Origin of the sequence: Bacillus sp. NPDC077027 (assembly GCF_050269555.1) — a bacterium.
Classification (GTDB): Bacteria; Bacillota; Bacilli; order Bacillales; family Bacillaceae; genus Bacillus.
The window spans coordinates 440,795-454,985 of record NZ_JBNNIO010000003.1; the positions used below are offsets into that span (position 1 = coordinate 440,795).

The window sequence follows — 14,191 nt, forward strand, 5'->3', positions numbered from 1 at the left end:
TGTAACGGGAGCCACCGGAGCAACAGGAGCAACAGGTGATACGGGAGCCACCGGAGCCACGGGTGCTACCGGAGCTACAGGTGATACGGGAGCTACCGGTCCAACAGGTGCAACGGGAGCCATAGGTGATACGGGAGCTACAGGAGCCACAGGTCCAACAGGCTCAACGGGAGCCACGGGAGCTGGGTTAGCTGAATTTGCATATGTGTACAATCTAAGTGCTGAAACAGTAGCTTTAGAGGCTCCAGTGATTTTTGACTCAACGGGAATCATTACTGCTGGTATTACACATGCCCCTGGAACAGCTCAAATTATCGTAACCACTCCAGGAAATTATGAGGTTACTTTTTCAGTCTCTGGTGTAGAACCAAACCAATTCACCTTATTTGTAAATGGAGGCCCTGTGACGAACACAGTTTATGGTTCAGGAGCCGGTACACAGCAGAATAACGGTCAGGCAATCATTGCTCTAGCGGCTGGGGATACACTTACTCTTGTCAATCATACTTCTGCCGCAGCAGTTACTCTTCAAACTCTAGCAGGAGGGACGCAAACAAACGTAAACGCTTCTGTTGTGCTTAAGAAATTAGATTAAGTAAATACGATTACTACGAAAATAAAATAAAAAATCTTTATTGAAAGGAGGAAAGGTCATCTAATAGAGAGTTTTTAGCAAAACCTCCCTAACGACCAATTCCCTCCTTTTTTGAAAATAGGTGCATATGGTTTTTGTCCATGATCAAGCAAAGCCGCTATTTGTGCTCATTGAACAAAAAGACAGTTATAAGGATAAAACATCGTGATATGATTGTAAAAAGAAGGTAAGTATACGAGCCGAATACTGATCTGTACATCACAACGGCATTGAAATATTTGAAAATGAATTACAATGAAAAGAAAAAGCTACTCAAAAGGTCACTTTTGATGACATTTTGAGTAGCTCAATAAAATATTATTTTTTCACAGCATGTATATAATGAACCGTTTCGAAAGCAGACAGATCATCCGTTCGATTATGAAAGAAACGATCGTTTATCTTTTCAGGAGATAAATGCTCATATATGAGCAGGCCTGATGATTCCAATATCTTTTCAATTTCTTCATAAGTAAAACATGATTTCATCGGCTCTCCACTTGCTGTGGCCATTTTTACCATATTTTCAACTCTGTTGAATATTCCTTTTTCTTCAAAGAGCTTTTCGTCCGCATAATCAAAAACAATTGAACTGCCTGATGGAACTTTAGAAAATAATTGACTGATCAAACTTGTATTTTCTTCTTTCGTTAAATAATAAGAAACACCTAAAAGGCTGAAAAAAGTTTTTTCGTTTTCAAATCCTTCAATCTCTAGACTTTGATAAGAAAATCCACGGGCAAAGTCCATTGGGACAAGATGAAGATGATCTGGGATGTCATAATGAGCATTTTTCAACCGATTCTTTTTGAATTCCTGTGTGGCAGGGTGATCGACTTCAAAGATTTTCAACCTGTTTTTCAGCTCTGGATATCGAAAACAAAACGTATCCAGTCCGGCTCCAAGGATAACGTACTGTTTTCGTCCAAATGCAACTTCACGAAGCAATACATTTTCGCAATATGCTGCACGCGCCAATGGCGTTGGAGAAAGCTGGACTTGTGTAACCCATTTTAATATTTCTTCTGAGTTATTCATGAATTTTTTGGCACTGTCTTTGTTGAAAAACTGTATTCCTTTAATCATATTCTCGCTAATATCTAAAAACTCTTTTTCTGTAATGAGCTCTTTTGCAATGAAATCATCAAATATTTTTGGTGTATCATACTGACTGTGATAAGCTCGGCCAAAAGCCGAGATTAAAGAAGTTAAACTGGACTTATTTTGATTCATGCTTAGTCCCCCTCTGAATAAAAAAAGATTCCCCTGGCCAGGAGAATCTCATTATACACAAAAGTTTATTAACTTAAAAGTATAGCATATCTAAATTTTTTTGTCAATATAATATTGGGTTTTTGTTTGTTTTTTGACACATAATTGACGTGGTTCTTTTAAGTGAAGTGCATTGTCTCTAGAAGCAACATGATTAAAAAGCACTTTCTATATCACAAGAAAATGCTTTTAATCGTTTATTGAATGCCTTCGCCTTTTAATTCACGCTGAATATCAAGCTCAGCTGCCTCTCGGCTGAATTTCGGCAGGGTAATGAAATAGAAGAGGAAAACGAGTAAAATCACGAATCCCATACCGTAATAAATATAAGATAAATTCGTAATCAGCTTTGGAAATAAGAAAGCGATAAGTCCTAATGTTAATGATTGAGCGAACATCGTGAGTGGGTCTACCCAACCAGAAACGCGTCCCATCAGGCGCGGATGGACAATCTTTGGCAGAGAGCCACCAATGACAATATTAATTGGGCCAATACAAGTGCCTATCACAAATGAAGTGATATAAAATAGCCATAAAGTATGAGTTGATCCAAGGACAAAAATGAGAACACCTGCAATTAAAATAGGGATCGACATTAAATATTGCATTTTCACTTTTTTGGCAAGGATCGTTCCAACACCGCTACCAACGAGAAGTCCTGCACCGATTGCAATGGTGAAAAAGGACGTATGTAACTCAAAATGATCTGGCGAGAGGCCATACTTCATAGAAAACATTGGGAGAACAGCGAAACCCCCATTAACAAGACCGAAAACAAAAAATCCAAAAATTAAAGAAGCCAGTAATTTATTTTTTAAAATGTAAAGAATGCCTTCTTTAAAATCTTGAAGCGATGTTTTGAACGACATGCTTTTCCAGCCAGCTTGTCCATTTGGTTGACGTGCTTCGAGTGGAATTTTACAAGCACGAATGAGTATCCCAGATACAATAAAACTAATCAAATCGATGGTAATTGCACCATGAAGTCCAATTGTTTTATACATGATGGCGCCAATGCCAACACCAAATACCATGAATAGACTAAAGAGCATTTGATTTAAGCCAGCGGCTTTCGCATATTGATCTTTATTTAAAATGGCCTGTACGAGAGATGCCTCAGCTGGATAGAAGAATTTCGTAATGGCACTACGTATAAATAAGATCAAGAAAATGAGCGGAAGTGAATTGAAATAAATCACGATAAATAATACAATCGTCAGCCCAGCTCGAATCCAATCACAATTTTCTGCGACTTTTTTACGATCAAAACGGTCTGCGACAACGCCAACCATAAAAAAGACAAAAATTGTCGGAAGTGAGTACATCAATTCTGCTAGCGTGGCATATGCAGGCTGATCGCTAAAATGGTCAAGTAAATAAAAGGCAAAAGCCATATTACCCACAGTTGTCCCCATTTGTGAGGCAAGTGCCGCAAAAAAGAGACGAACAAAATTTCGGTTTTTGAAAATATCCATAAATACGCTCCTTAACCTGAAGATCCCACTTTATATCATATAAAATTTTAAGCTTTCATACAATTTTTTTTACCTACTGGCTAATAGTCACAGGAGTTCCGTTCGGTACAATAGAGGCAAGTTCTATCACATCATCGTTATACATGCGTATACATCCTCTAGAGACAGCTTTACCAATTGAAGACGGGTTATTCGTGCCGTGTATGCCATAATGAATTTTCGAAAGACTTAACCAGTAAACACCAAAAGGGCCTCCTGGGTTTGGCTCTCTGTTCACAATATAATAAGAGCCTGTTGGTGTCATATTCAGTATTTGACCAGTCGCAATTGGGTAAGAACGAATCAGTTGTGCCCCAGAAAAGAGAACAAGTCTTTTTTGTGAAATAGACACAGAAATTCGATAAGGGATCGTGCTTGGATCAGGCAATCCAGGAATGATGATCACTTCATTTGGATAGGGTTCTCGACTTTCAAGTGCAGGGTTTGCTGCTTTTAAGGCAGCGCTTGTTGTTCTAAAATCAGCCGCTATAGAAGCGAGTGTCTCTCCGGTTTTAACTGAATATCTTAGCAATTGAAGACAACTCCTCTTATTTGAATAAAAAGGAGCCATAATTGCCGTCATATGACATATGGACGGAATTAGGTCCTGTAAAGTTTCTCCTAACATCTGTTATCAAGGTCATTCCCTTTTATACATATGCAAGAGAAGGTGAGTTGGCATCATTTTATCTGGCTGATTTTAATGTAAAAAACGTTAATTCTGGTTTCGCCAAAAAACGTAGCGGAAGTCTTGTTGTCCCAAGGCCACGATTGACATAGATTCGTTTGTTTTCCATTTTGTATAGTCCTTCAATGTATGTCACGCCAAATGGTGCGGTTAAAATAGGACCATAAAAGGGAAGTTGGACTTGTCCGCCGTGTGTATGACCAGATAGCTGTAAGTTAATAGGCACTTGTTTTAATTCAAGCGCCGCATCAGGCTCGTGCACCAATAACATTGTAAATAAAGAAGGTGAGACTTCCCGTTTGATCAGTTCATAATTAGGTACGCTCATCATCAGATCGTCTAGTGTTGCAATTTGAATACGCTCTTTATCTATTTCGAGATGAAAAACGGCATTTTTATATAAGGTAAACCCACATGCCATCATGGTTTCTTCATATAAATCAATTCCAAACGAACCGTAGTCGTGATTTCCACAAATCGCAATTTTCGCATGCCGTGCTTGTAAATCTTTTAAGTAAGCTTTCGCTTTGTCATGCTCATTGATAGATGATTGAAAATCGACGAGATCACCTGTGAATACAATTATATCGGGGTTTTCAGCATTGATTTGTTCTATGACCTTCCGTATATCTTTTTCGGTGAATGAATCACTTAAATGGATGTCACTAAACTGAGCAATCTTGAAGTTGTGAAACGCTTTTGGAAGCTGAGAATCTTTAATTGTGAGATAAACCGATTCAAATGTATGTGGTTCTATGTAACGCGCATAGCCATATCCGAACGTAGATGTAATAAAACCGAGTACACCAATCCCAGCGGCACCTTTGAGAAATTGTCTGCGAGATATATGTTTCATGATAGACTCCTTAAAAATAAAAATAAGTATATCATGGAAGCCGTAAAATCTCTTCTCATATGGTATAAAGAAGGGAAAACATGATATGATGACAGAATAATGAATGAATAGTCATTCAAAACAGAAGGGGGAAAACATATGACAAAACAAACCGTCATTATAACGGGAGGATCTAACGGAATGGGGAAGGAAATGGCGACCTATCTAGCCTTAAATGGATGGAATGTTGTCATTACAGGAAGAACACAGGAAACGTTAGAACAGACAGCAGATGAAATTCAGAAAAAAGGGGGAACGATCAGCTATTTTCAAATGGATGTTCGAAACCCAGATGACACAAACAATATGGTGCAATTTGCTGTGAGTACGTTTGGAGGTATTGATGCATTGATTAATAACGCAGCAGGCAACTTTATATGTCCAACTGAAAAACTTTCGCCTAACGGATGGCGTGCAGTCATTGATATCGTTTTAAATGGAACGTTTTTTTGCAGTCATGCCGTCGGAAATTATTGGATACGTCAAAAGAAAGAAGGTAGCATTGTGAACATGGTTGCCACTTATGCGTGGGGAGCCGGTGCTGGCGTTGCTCATTCAGCAGCAGCGAAAGCGGGTGTCCTTTCACTAACCCGGACACTTGCGGTTGAATGGGGAAAACAATATCGCATTCGTGTCAACGCTATCGCACCAGGCCCAATTGAGAGGACAGGAGGTGCAGATAAACTATGGGAATCTGAAGAAGCAGCTCAACGAACGCTTGATAGTGTACCTATGGGTAGACTTGGAACACCGGAGGAGATTGCTCAATTAGCTCATTTTCTTTTATCTGATCAAGCCTCTTATATAAATGGTGATTGTATCACAATGGATGGGGGGCAATGGCTGAATCAATCACCATTTTGAATCATCGTGTAAGACCTGCTTTTGATATGGTATAATCACACAAAGAGAGAAGCAGGTGATAAATATGGTCGATCCATTGGATATTTTAACGAATATTGATGATGTTTTCCCACACTACCAAGCGATTTTTAGTGCTGAAGAACAAAGAGTGATAGGCTATGAGATCTTGGGGAGATTTAAGCTTGAATCAGAGACCCTTAGTCTAGGCTCTTTCTTTACAGACCCATCTATTCCAGATGAATACAAGTTGGAAGTAGATCGAAAAGTAGTGGGGAAAGCACTCGACTATTTCACATCAGCTGATGAGGACTTGCTCATTTTCATTAATTATGATGCCAATGTATTAATGCTCGATCATGGAGAGAGCTTTTTGGCCTTTTTAAAAGAATATGAGGCAAAAGGTATTCAGTTGAATCGATTTATTATTGAAATTACAGAGCATACATTTAGCGGTGACATCGAACAGCTTTACCATACGTTAACGTACTATCGTACATATGGAATTAAGATTGCCGTGTCTAATATAGGGAAGGAGAGTAGCAACCTTGACCGCATTGCACTCCTTTCACCTGATTTATTAAAGATTGATTTACATGCGCTTAAAGCCTCATCACCGTCTCCATCATATGAATATGTGCTTTATAGTATTTCGTTGCTTGCTAGAAAAGTAGGTGCAGCACTCATATATGAAGACATTGAGGCGAATTTTCAGCTTCAATATGCTTGGAGAAACGGCGGGAGGTATTTTCAAGGATATTATCTCCATCAACCCGAAGAAGACTTGATTGATCGTAACAAGATGAGAAGTCAATTACGAGCAGAATTCCAGCAATTTATTGCTCATGAGAAAAAGAAACTCGAGACAGTTTATGAGCACTCAGAGACCTTTTACAAACGAATTCATCAAGCTGTGACAACATTAAGAAAATCCTGTGCGTCCAATGATGAACTGATTCAGAAATTAGCATTTGAGTTAACGGATTGCAGTTTTCGCATTTATATGTGTAATGAAGAAGGGTTTCAAATTACAGGAAATGTATTTAAACAAGAAAAGGAATGGTTATTTCAGCCTGAATATGTAGAAAAAAATTGGAGCTGGCGGCCATACTTTTTGGCGAATATTTTGCAAATGAGGATAAGTGGTAAGGGCTTTTTTAGTGATGTGTATAGCGATATAGAAACAGGCGAGCGGATTAGAACGTTTTCTTATCCGTTAGAAGGGGACATGTATTTATTTGTTGACCTTCCATATGCTTATTTATATGAACAAGATGGTTTAATTTAAAAAGCGGCCTAGAGGTCGCTTTTTATTGTGTGAAAACTGATATGAACAAAGAAATAAAAAAATTGTTGACAATGACACTGATAATCATTATCATTTAGTTATAGAGAGAAGCTACTCTCTGTTCCCCAACCCCTCTATCAGATCAAGATCCAAAAAACTTGGCGCTACCCCCGCCAAGTTTTTTTTGTGTTTTTATCACGATCCTTCCATGCATAGGACATCCTTATCCTTCCATACACCTAAAATGATGGGAATTGAAGTGGGAGGGAACAACATGATAAAACGTGATAAACGGCTACTGATTGATTTGCCTACTCCAGATCATCCAGACGCAAATGGTGCTGCTGCTGTACAGGAGCTACTTGGCGGGAAGTTTGGTGAAATGTCTACATTAAATAATTATATGTTTCAATCCTTTAATTTCAGAGGCAAACGGAAGCTCAAGCCGTTTTACGATCTTGTCTCAAGTATTACAGCCGAAGAATTCGGACATGTAGAACTTGTGACAACTGCCATTAATTTAATGATTACTGGAACAACATTTAATGGTGATCCAGATACAACGCCTCTTAAGGCGGCAGTTGATAAACGGAATACACAACATTTTATTCAAACTGCTCAAACTGGATATCCTTTTGATTCTATGGCAAAGCCTTGGACAGGGGAAAATGTCTTCTCAAGCGGAAATTTAATTCTTGATCTGCTTCATAACTTTTTTCTTGAATGCGGCGCACGAACACATAAAATGCGTGTATACGAAATGACAGATCACCCCACAGCTAGGGAAATGATCGGTTATTTACTTGTTCGGGGTGGCGTGCATGTTGTGGCATATGCGAAAGCACTCGAAGTGGCGACAGGGGTAGATGTAGGTAAAATGTTACCTATTCCAAATTTAGACAATAAATATTTTGACACTGCGAGAAAGTTTGAAGAGCGGAATGTGCATACCAAGTTGTACACATTTAGCGACACCGATTATAAGGACATCAATCTGATATGGAAAGGGAATCATCCGATTGATGGAAAGCCACTCACTGTCATTGAGGGAACACCAAAAGGTGCACCTGTACCAGACTACAGGGAGCTACCTGAAGAATTTGCACCTGGCATTTCGAAGGAAGATTTCGATGAAATTGCAAAAAGGCTGATGAGATCTGCTGGGCTTTAATAAACAACATGAATGAGATGAGAAAAAAAGACTCAAAATAAAAAAACTGATTCTTTTTCTTTTTTTGAATTCAGGAGGAAAAATATCATCTGAGAACACTTTATGGTATGATGCTTTGTAGGACTTGTGTATAATCAATACGGGTTCATCTTGAGTTGTTTTTTTGAAAGGAGTCTTTTTTTAGAATGTCACAATTAATGGGTATCATTACAAGGTTGCAAAGTCTTCAAGAGACAGCGGAGGCTGCAAATGAGCCGTCACAGCGTTATTTTGAAGTGAATGGTGAGAAGATCTGTAGTGTCAAGTATTTTGAAAAAAACCAAACGTTTGAGTTAACCGTTTTTCAACAAGGGGATAAGCCAAACACTTTTCCATTTGACAACATTGACATGATTTCGATTGAAATCTTTGAGCTTCTACAATTATAAGTTGAAATGAAATGTTTTTTCGGGGTAACACCTGTCCGTATTGCCGCCAATTCAAATGCATGCGTCGCTTGATGACGGCATCATCAGGTGAAGAGGAGATCATAGAACATCTCATTCCTTTCTGATAGAAGATTCCAATAAAAAGGAGTTTCTCTTGTGAATCATTCTTTTTTCTACAATCTTTCAGAAGATCAGTTAGCGTTTTCGGATGTCATCATGAGAATGAAGGACTTTATTCTAAAAGATCCTAGGTCGGTCTATGTTCTATCAATTGGCACCGATTCTCAGGTCTATCAGAATGAAACAAAGTTTATTACAGCACTTCATCTTCACCGTATAGGAAAGGGGGCTTGGGGTTGTTTAACACATTACGTGCTGAACAGACCTGTGCACAGTCTTCGAGAAAAAATTTCATTAGAAACAGCATTTAGCCAAAAGGTATGTGCAGACATCCTTGATGGACATTTGACAGAATTGATGGATCTGCTCCTCCCTTTTGCTGAGGAAGGAGCAGATCTTCGTTTTGAAGTTCATTTGGACATTGGTAAAAAGGGAAGCACAAAAGAGCTGATTCAAGAAATGACAGGCATGATCACAGCGATGGGAATAGAAGCTAAAATCAAACCAGATTCTTATACAGCGTTCTCTTATGCGAATCGATATACAAAATAAATTCCGTCAAAATTCCCCATCAGTTGTCGAAATGTGCGGTTGACGATTTCATTCTAGTTCCTTATTCTAGCCTTATAGAGAAGAAGCAGACATTCAAAGCCTGCTAATCAATATAAAAGCATATATGAAACAGGGGGCATGATGTTGAATGAGCGTCATCGAAAATCGTTTTAATGAAGAAGAAAAAAAGCTATTATTAAATGTATTACTGAATCAGGATTATGCTGTCGAATTATTAAGCAGTGAGATCAATGATATAGAATGTGGAACAAAAAATGTAGACGACAATACGTATAAACAGTTGATAACACTGTATGACAGAGTAAGATTTGAGAATTAATATCGGTTTAACATTCTATTAGATACTCATCCGAGTATCTTTTTTATGCAGGAAAATCTTTCGACAAATTTCGTTTTAGTTTATGCTAAATGGTATACGGGAATGTATGATTGATGATCGAGAGAAAAGGGGTCGATGAAACATGATTGATATACAACCAGATCAATTGCTTGAATCAACTGTAGCGGAACATATGATTGATGCAGATAAAGTAGCTCATGTCCAAATCGGTAACAATTTAGAGCATGCTTTGTTGGTACTGACAAAAACCGGATATACAGCGATACCTGTACTTGATGCTTCTTATCACCTCCATGGATTAATTGGAACGAACATGATTATGAATAGAATATTTGGTCTTGAACGAATTGAGTTTGAAAAACTTGACCAATTAAAAGTAGAAGAAGTCATGGTAACAGATATCCCAAGACTAAAAACAAATGATCCTGTCATTAAAGGTGTGCATGCTGTTACAAACAACGGTTTTGTTTGCGTTGAAAATGAGGATCAAGTGTTTGAAGGAATCTTTACTCGTCGTGTTGTTTTAAAGCGCTTAAATGAAGTCATACATTCCCAAAAAAAATGAGCTGTATATCAGCTTATTTTTTTTGCCTTCATAAGAAAAGGTTTATATAATGATCAATATAAAATAAGAAAAACTTATAAAGAAAGGAAGAGCGCCTGTTGCAACTTCAAGAGCTACACATGCTTGTTGTACTTGCTGAAGAATTGAATATGAGGAAGGCGTCAGAGCGTTTATTTGTGTCTCAGCCCGCTTTATCTCAAAGACTGCAAACGATTGAGAAAGAATGGGAAACAAAAATTTTTTTTCGTTCACAAAAAGGATTAACTGTCACTTCGGCGGGTGAACAAATCATTCAATTTGCAAAAGAGGTCACAACAGAACAGAATCGTGTAAGGGAACGAATCGATGAGCTTGAAGGAGAGATTCATGGAACTTTAAAACTAGCAGTCGCCTCTATCATAGGACAGCACTGGCTTCCGAAAGTATTAAAGCGATATGTAGAAAAGTATCCAAATGCGAAAGTGTCTCTTGTGACGGGATGGAGCAGTGAGATGCTCAAAAGCCTTTATGAAGATCATGTGCATATTGGGATAATTCGCGGGAATCCAGATTGGAAAGGGACAAAGGAATATTTGATGATAGATCACTTATACTTGGTAGATACAGTCATTAAAGATGTTGATGATCTCATTCAAACAGAACGCCCATTTATTCAATTTAAAAGTGATAGCACGTATTATCAAGAGATTCAACATTGGTGGCATCAAAAGTTCAAAGTATCACCAAAACAAACCATTCTCGTTGATCAAATTGAGACGTGTAAACAAATGGCTTATCATGGGATAGGCTATGCCATTTTACCGTCTGTCACTTTATATGATCATGAAAAAAACGTTCATAAAACGCCACTCGTTGATGCGAGCGGAGAGCAAATAGGGCGAGACACATGGCTTTTAGGTTATGAAGCCTCCTTTCAATTAAAACAGGTACAAGCGTTTGTTGGTGTTGTGAAAGAAATGCTTGAAACAGATTCGGTGTAGGCATCCTCAAAAAAAGAGGGTGCTTTTTTTCTTATTTTCGTCATTTTATTTGACAATGAAAATCATTATCATTTAAAGTGTACATATGATTATTGAAAATGATTATCATTTAGACGAGGTGACCGATAGATGAAAGCACTAATTACATTTGCAAGTATGTCTGGAAATACAGAAGATATTGCGATGATCATTAAAAATACACTCGAAGAAAACGGCGTTCAAGTCGATCTGCTTGAAATGGATGAGACTGAAGTGACAACCCTAGCTTCATACGATTACCTTTTTGTGGGTTCTTACACTTGGGGTGATGGTGATCTTCCATATGAAGCAGAGGATTTTTACGATGATGTTTCCTCATTGCAATTAAATGGTGTAAAGGCAGCGACCTTTGGATCAGGTGACTACGGGTATCCAAAGTTTTGTGAGGCGGTTCATACATTTCGTGAGATGTTAAAAACAACAGGGGCATCGGTATTTGAAGAGATGTTAAAACTGGAACTCGCACCAGATACGGATGAGGATGTGGATTGCTGCAAAGAGTTCGCAACGAGCTTTTTAACTTGGGCTACTTTGTCTGAGAAAAGGATTGAGAATCATGTTTCATAAAGGTGCTACCGCAGTTGTCGCTTCGAATCAAGTAGGCTACTTTGTCGCTGTCAAACGTGAAGGTATTTTTCATTATAGCTATGAACAAGGCTGGCATCAGCTATTGAAACTAAAACATAAAATACATGCCATTACATATATCGGCCCTTACTTGTTTGGTGTTGGTGAAAATGGAACTGTCATTCGTTCATCAGATCAAGGGGCGACATGGGCAATGTCCTCATTCCCGACAAATGCTGTCATTTGGTCTATTACTGGTAATGATGACGGCTTTGTCTGTGCGCATGGAAAGCACTCTATTTACATATCAAATGATTTCGGCATTTCCTGGGAAATTATGAAACCGTTCGAGCATATTGATCATCCACCAGTCATTCGCTCTCTTTGTTTGGCAGGGAAGACGCTTTATATCGGTACACAAATTCATGAGCTTCATGGCGGGATTTGGTCGTATGACCTGCAAACAGAAACGATTCTATTAATAAATAGAGAAGAACATCGTATGACGGCCTCTATGTTGCTTTACAATGAACTTTGGCTTGTCTGTGCTCTTGGCTCTAAAAAGGGAAGAAAAGGGGCTGTCCAAGTATTAAATCTTCATACAAACGTTGTATATGATATACAGTCACAAGCGGTTGTCGGAGAAGAATCCTTTTTGGACGTTTCTGAAGACAACGGCATTATATATGTTACCACTTCACAAGATGAGTATGGCTTTTCGAAGGTGTATCAACTTGATGTTCACCATAAAGAGTTGAAGTGGTTTGATATCATCAAAGGTCACGGTTTTCGTGTGGCGAATCAAAATGAGAATTTTTTCTGTGCCGGACTGTATGAAAGTAAATTTGTTAGACCTTACGAGGAATCTGCACTGATTCATTAATGATCACAAGGAGGAAACGATTGAAATGGGAAATGTTTTATTAGTATATGCCACAATGTCCGGAAACACTGAAGCGATGGCAGATTTAATTGAAAAAGGTTTGCTTGAAGCTGGAGCAAGTGTTGATCGTCATGAGGCGATGGATATTGACGCCGAGCTTTTAAATGATTACACACAAATCATTTTAGGTGCATATACGTGGGGGGATGGCGATCTGCCAGACGATTTTATTGATTTATATGAAGATATGGATGATCTTGATTTGTCTGGGAAATCCTTCGCTGTGTTTGGATCTGGTGATACTTCCTACGAGCATTTTTGCGGAGCGGTAGATCTAATTGAAGAAAAGGTAAAAGAACTTGGAGGAAATGTTGTCTTACCATCTATCAAGATTGAATTAAATCCAGAGGGTGATGAAGAAGAGGAATTAATTTCCTTGGGGAAGCAATTTGTTCATATCCATCAACAAGAGGCCGGTTAAAACATACTGGCCTTTTTTTCTGACAAAGAGAACACAATTCTTTCACTTGTCATTAAAACTTTCCTTTGGTACAGTAATGAGGTAGAAAATAAGAGGAGGACATACATACATGAAACAAATGGACGCAAATGAAATTATTTCATTTATTCAAAATAGTACTAAATCTACACCGGTTAAAGTTTACATCAAAGGTGCTCTTGAAGGCATTCAATTCGGTGAGAATGCAAAAACATTCATTACTGGAAACACAGGTGTTGTGTTCGGTGAATGGAACGAAATTCAAGAAGCACTTGAAACAAATAAGGATAAAATTGAAGATGTAGTCGTTGAGAATGATCGTCGTAATTCTGCTATCCCAACACTGGATCTGAAAAACATCAAAGCACGTATTGAACCAGGTGCGATCATTCGTGATCAAGTAGAAATTGGTGATAATGCAGTTATTATGATGGGTGCTTCTATTAACATCGGATCTGTGATTGGTGAAGGTACAATGATTGATATGAACGTTGTACTTGGTGGACGTGCAACTGTCGGTAAGAACTGTCACATCGGTGCAGGATCTGTACTTGCTGGTGTCATTGAGCCGCCATCTGCTAAACCCGTTGTTGTTGAAGATGACGTTGTCATTGGAGCAAATGCTGTTGTCCTTGAAGGCGTAACAATCGGAAAAGGTGCTGTTGTTGCAGCAGGCGCAATTGTTGTAAACGATGTAGAGCCATATACGGTTGTAGCAGGTACACCTGCGAAGAAAATCAAAGACATTGATGAGAAAACAAAAGGCAAAACTGAAATTAAACAAGAACTGCGTCAATTGTAAAAATATACGCAGCTTAAAGTGAGAGAGGCGTGGATTTAAGCATCCACGTCTTATTCGTATAGAGGAAAGGGA

General features: G+C 38.5%; 17 protein-coding genes. 13 read left to right on the forward strand and 4 right to left on the reverse strand.

Going from position 1 to position 14,191, the window contains the following annotated elements:
- The coding region (locus ACQKEZ_RS12700; protein WP_427301280.1) for a BclA C-terminal domain-containing protein at nt 1-595 on the forward strand (595 nt) is incomplete at its 5' end.
- A gap of 357 nt (nt 596-952) precedes the next feature.
- Here ACQKEZ_RS12700 and ACQKEZ_RS12705 read toward each other — a convergent pair.
- The 4 genes from ACQKEZ_RS12705 to ACQKEZ_RS12720 all read right to left on the reverse strand — a co-directional run bounded on the left by ACQKEZ_RS12705 (nt 953) and on the right by ACQKEZ_RS12720 (nt 4,964).
- Nucleotides 953-1,867 carry a class I SAM-dependent methyltransferase gene (locus tag ACQKEZ_RS12705; protein WP_427301282.1) on the reverse strand — a complete coding sequence of 305 codons (915 nt, stop codon included), beginning with the start codon at nt 1,865-1,867 and terminating at the stop codon, nt 953-955.
- 236 nt (nt 1,868-2,103) lie between these two features.
- On the reverse strand, nt 2,104-3,381 hold the full coding sequence (locus ACQKEZ_RS12710) for an MFS transporter (RefSeq protein WP_427301284.1): 1,278 nt from the start codon (nt 3,379-3,381) through the stop codon (nt 2,104-2,106).
- Between the two features lie 73 nt (nt 3,382-3,454).
- The gene (locus ACQKEZ_RS12715; protein ID WP_427301285.1) at nt 3,455-3,952 is read right to left on the reverse strand and encodes a L,D-transpeptidase family protein; all 498 of its coding nucleotides are present in this window, start codon (nt 3,950-3,952) and stop codon (nt 3,455-3,457) included.
- 154 nt (nt 3,953-4,106) lie between these two features.
- Nucleotides 4,107-4,964: a metallophosphoesterase gene (locus ACQKEZ_RS12720; RefSeq protein WP_427301287.1), complete on the reverse strand. Its 858-nt coding sequence runs from the start codon at nt 4,962-4,964 to the stop codon at nt 4,107-4,109.
- Between the two features lie 138 nt (nt 4,965-5,102).
- Between ACQKEZ_RS12720 and fadH the strand changes: the two genes are divergently transcribed.
- The 12 genes from fadH to dapD all read left to right on the forward strand — a co-directional run bounded on the left by fadH (nt 5,103) and on the right by dapD (nt 14,119).
- Nucleotides 5,103-5,867 (forward strand): 2,4-dienoyl-CoA reductase, encoded by a 765-nt coding sequence (gene fadH / locus ACQKEZ_RS12725; RefSeq protein WP_427301289.1) that lies wholly within the window; start codon nt 5,103-5,105, stop codon nt 5,865-5,867.
- 64 nt (nt 5,868-5,931) lie between these two features.
- Nucleotides 5,932-7,152, forward strand: coding sequence for an EAL domain-containing protein (locus tag ACQKEZ_RS12730; RefSeq protein WP_427301291.1), 1,221 nt, complete (start codon nt 5,932-5,934; stop codon nt 7,150-7,152).
- Nucleotides 7,153-7,426: 274 nt separating this feature from the next.
- The gene (locus ACQKEZ_RS12735; protein WP_427301293.1) at nt 7,427-8,323 is read left to right on the forward strand and encodes a manganese catalase family protein; all 897 of its coding nucleotides are present in this window, start codon (nt 7,427-7,429) and stop codon (nt 8,321-8,323) included.
- A gap of 185 nt (nt 8,324-8,508) precedes the next feature.
- On the forward strand, nt 8,509-8,751 hold the full coding sequence (locus ACQKEZ_RS12740; RefSeq protein ID WP_427301295.1) for a YkuJ family protein: 243 nt from the start codon (nt 8,509-8,511) through the stop codon (nt 8,749-8,751).
- A 216-nt stretch (nt 8,752-8,967) separates the two neighbouring features.
- On the forward strand, nt 8,968-9,423 hold the full coding sequence (locus ACQKEZ_RS12745) for a ribonuclease H-like YkuK family protein (RefSeq protein ID WP_427301940.1): 456 nt from the start codon (nt 8,968-8,970) through the stop codon (nt 9,421-9,423).
- Between the two features lie 148 nt (nt 9,424-9,571).
- Complete coding sequence (gene abbA, locus ACQKEZ_RS12750; protein WP_289382682.1) at nt 9,572-9,763, forward strand: antirepressor AbbA; 192 nt, start codon at nt 9,572-9,574, stop codon at nt 9,761-9,763.
- 142 nt (nt 9,764-9,905) lie between these two features.
- On the forward strand, nt 9,906-10,349 hold the full coding sequence (gene cbpB / locus ACQKEZ_RS12755; protein ID WP_427301297.1) for a cyclic-di-AMP-binding protein CbpB: 444 nt from the start codon (nt 9,906-9,908) through the stop codon (nt 10,347-10,349).
- A 98-nt stretch (nt 10,350-10,447) separates the two neighbouring features.
- On the forward strand, nt 10,448-11,329 hold the full coding sequence (locus tag ACQKEZ_RS12760; RefSeq protein WP_427301299.1) for a LysR family transcriptional regulator: 882 nt from the start codon (nt 10,448-10,450) through the stop codon (nt 11,327-11,329).
- Nucleotides 11,330-11,458: 129 nt separating this feature from the next.
- Nucleotides 11,459-11,935: a flavodoxin gene (locus tag ACQKEZ_RS12765; RefSeq protein WP_427301301.1), complete on the forward strand. Its 477-nt coding sequence runs from the start codon at nt 11,459-11,461 to the stop codon at nt 11,933-11,935.
- Complete coding sequence (locus ACQKEZ_RS12770) at nt 11,925-12,818, forward strand: WD40/YVTN/BNR-like repeat-containing protein (protein ID WP_427301302.1); 894 nt, start codon at nt 11,925-11,927, stop codon at nt 12,816-12,818. Before ACQKEZ_RS12765 ends, ACQKEZ_RS12770 begins: the two co-directional genes overlap by 11 nt.
- A 25-nt stretch (nt 12,819-12,843) precedes the next feature.
- The gene (locus tag ACQKEZ_RS12775) at nt 12,844-13,299 is read left to right on the forward strand and encodes a flavodoxin (protein WP_427301304.1); all 456 of its coding nucleotides are present in this window, start codon (nt 12,844-12,846) and stop codon (nt 13,297-13,299) included.
- A gap of 109 nt (nt 13,300-13,408) precedes the next feature.
- Nucleotides 13,409-14,119, forward strand: a complete 711-nt coding sequence (gene dapD, locus ACQKEZ_RS12780; RefSeq protein ID WP_427301305.1) for a 2,3,4,5-tetrahydropyridine-2,6-dicarboxylate N-acetyltransferase — start codon at nt 13,409-13,411, stop codon at nt 14,117-14,119.
- Nucleotides 14,120-14,191 lie beyond the last annotated feature (72 nt).

Bases quoted from the DNA above. Each gene is read 5' to 3' on its own strand.
- ACQKEZ_RS12730 (WP_427301291.1), top strand. From the start codon at position 5,932: ATGGTCGATCCATTGGATATTTTAACGAATATTGATGATGTTTTCCCA.
- ACQKEZ_RS12705 (WP_427301282.1), bottom strand. From the start codon at position 1,867: ATGAATCAAAATAAGTCCAGTTTAACTTCTTTAATCTCGGCTTTTGGC.
- cbpB (WP_427301297.1), top strand. From the start codon at position 9,906: ATGATTGATATACAACCAGATCAATTGCTTGAATCAACTGTAGCGGAA.
- dapD (WP_427301305.1), top strand. From the start codon at position 13,409: ATGAAACAAATGGACGCAAATGAAATTATTTCATTTATTCAAAATAGT.
- fadH (WP_427301289.1), top strand. From the start codon at position 5,103: ATGACAAAACAAACCGTCATTATAACGGGAGGATCTAACGGAATGGGG.
- ACQKEZ_RS12765 (WP_427301301.1), top strand. From the start codon at position 11,459: ATGAAAGCACTAATTACATTTGCAAGTATGTCTGGAAATACAGAAGAT.
- ACQKEZ_RS12745 (WP_427301940.1), top strand. From the start codon at position 8,968: ATGAGAATGAAGGACTTTATTCTAAAAGATCCTAGGTCGGTCTATGTT.
- ACQKEZ_RS12735 (WP_427301293.1), top strand. From the start codon at position 7,427: ATGATAAAACGTGATAAACGGCTACTGATTGATTTGCCTACTCCAGAT.
- abbA (WP_289382682.1), top strand. From the start codon at position 9,572: ATGAGCGTCATCGAAAATCGTTTTAATGAAGAAGAAAAAAAGCTATTA.
- ACQKEZ_RS12710 (WP_427301284.1), bottom strand. From the start codon at position 3,381: ATGGATATTTTCAAAAACCGAAATTTTGTTCGTCTCTTTTTTGCGGCA.
- ACQKEZ_RS12770 (WP_427301302.1), top strand. From the start codon at position 11,925: ATGTTTCATAAAGGTGCTACCGCAGTTGTCGCTTCGAATCAAGTAGGC.
- ACQKEZ_RS12740 (WP_427301295.1), top strand. From the start codon at position 8,509: ATGTCACAATTAATGGGTATCATTACAAGGTTGCAAAGTCTTCAAGAG.
- ACQKEZ_RS12775 (WP_427301304.1), top strand. From the start codon at position 12,844: ATGGGAAATGTTTTATTAGTATATGCCACAATGTCCGGAAACACTGAA.
- ACQKEZ_RS12720 (WP_427301287.1), bottom strand. From the start codon at position 4,964: ATGAAACATATATCTCGCAGACAATTTCTCAAAGGTGCCGCTGGGATT.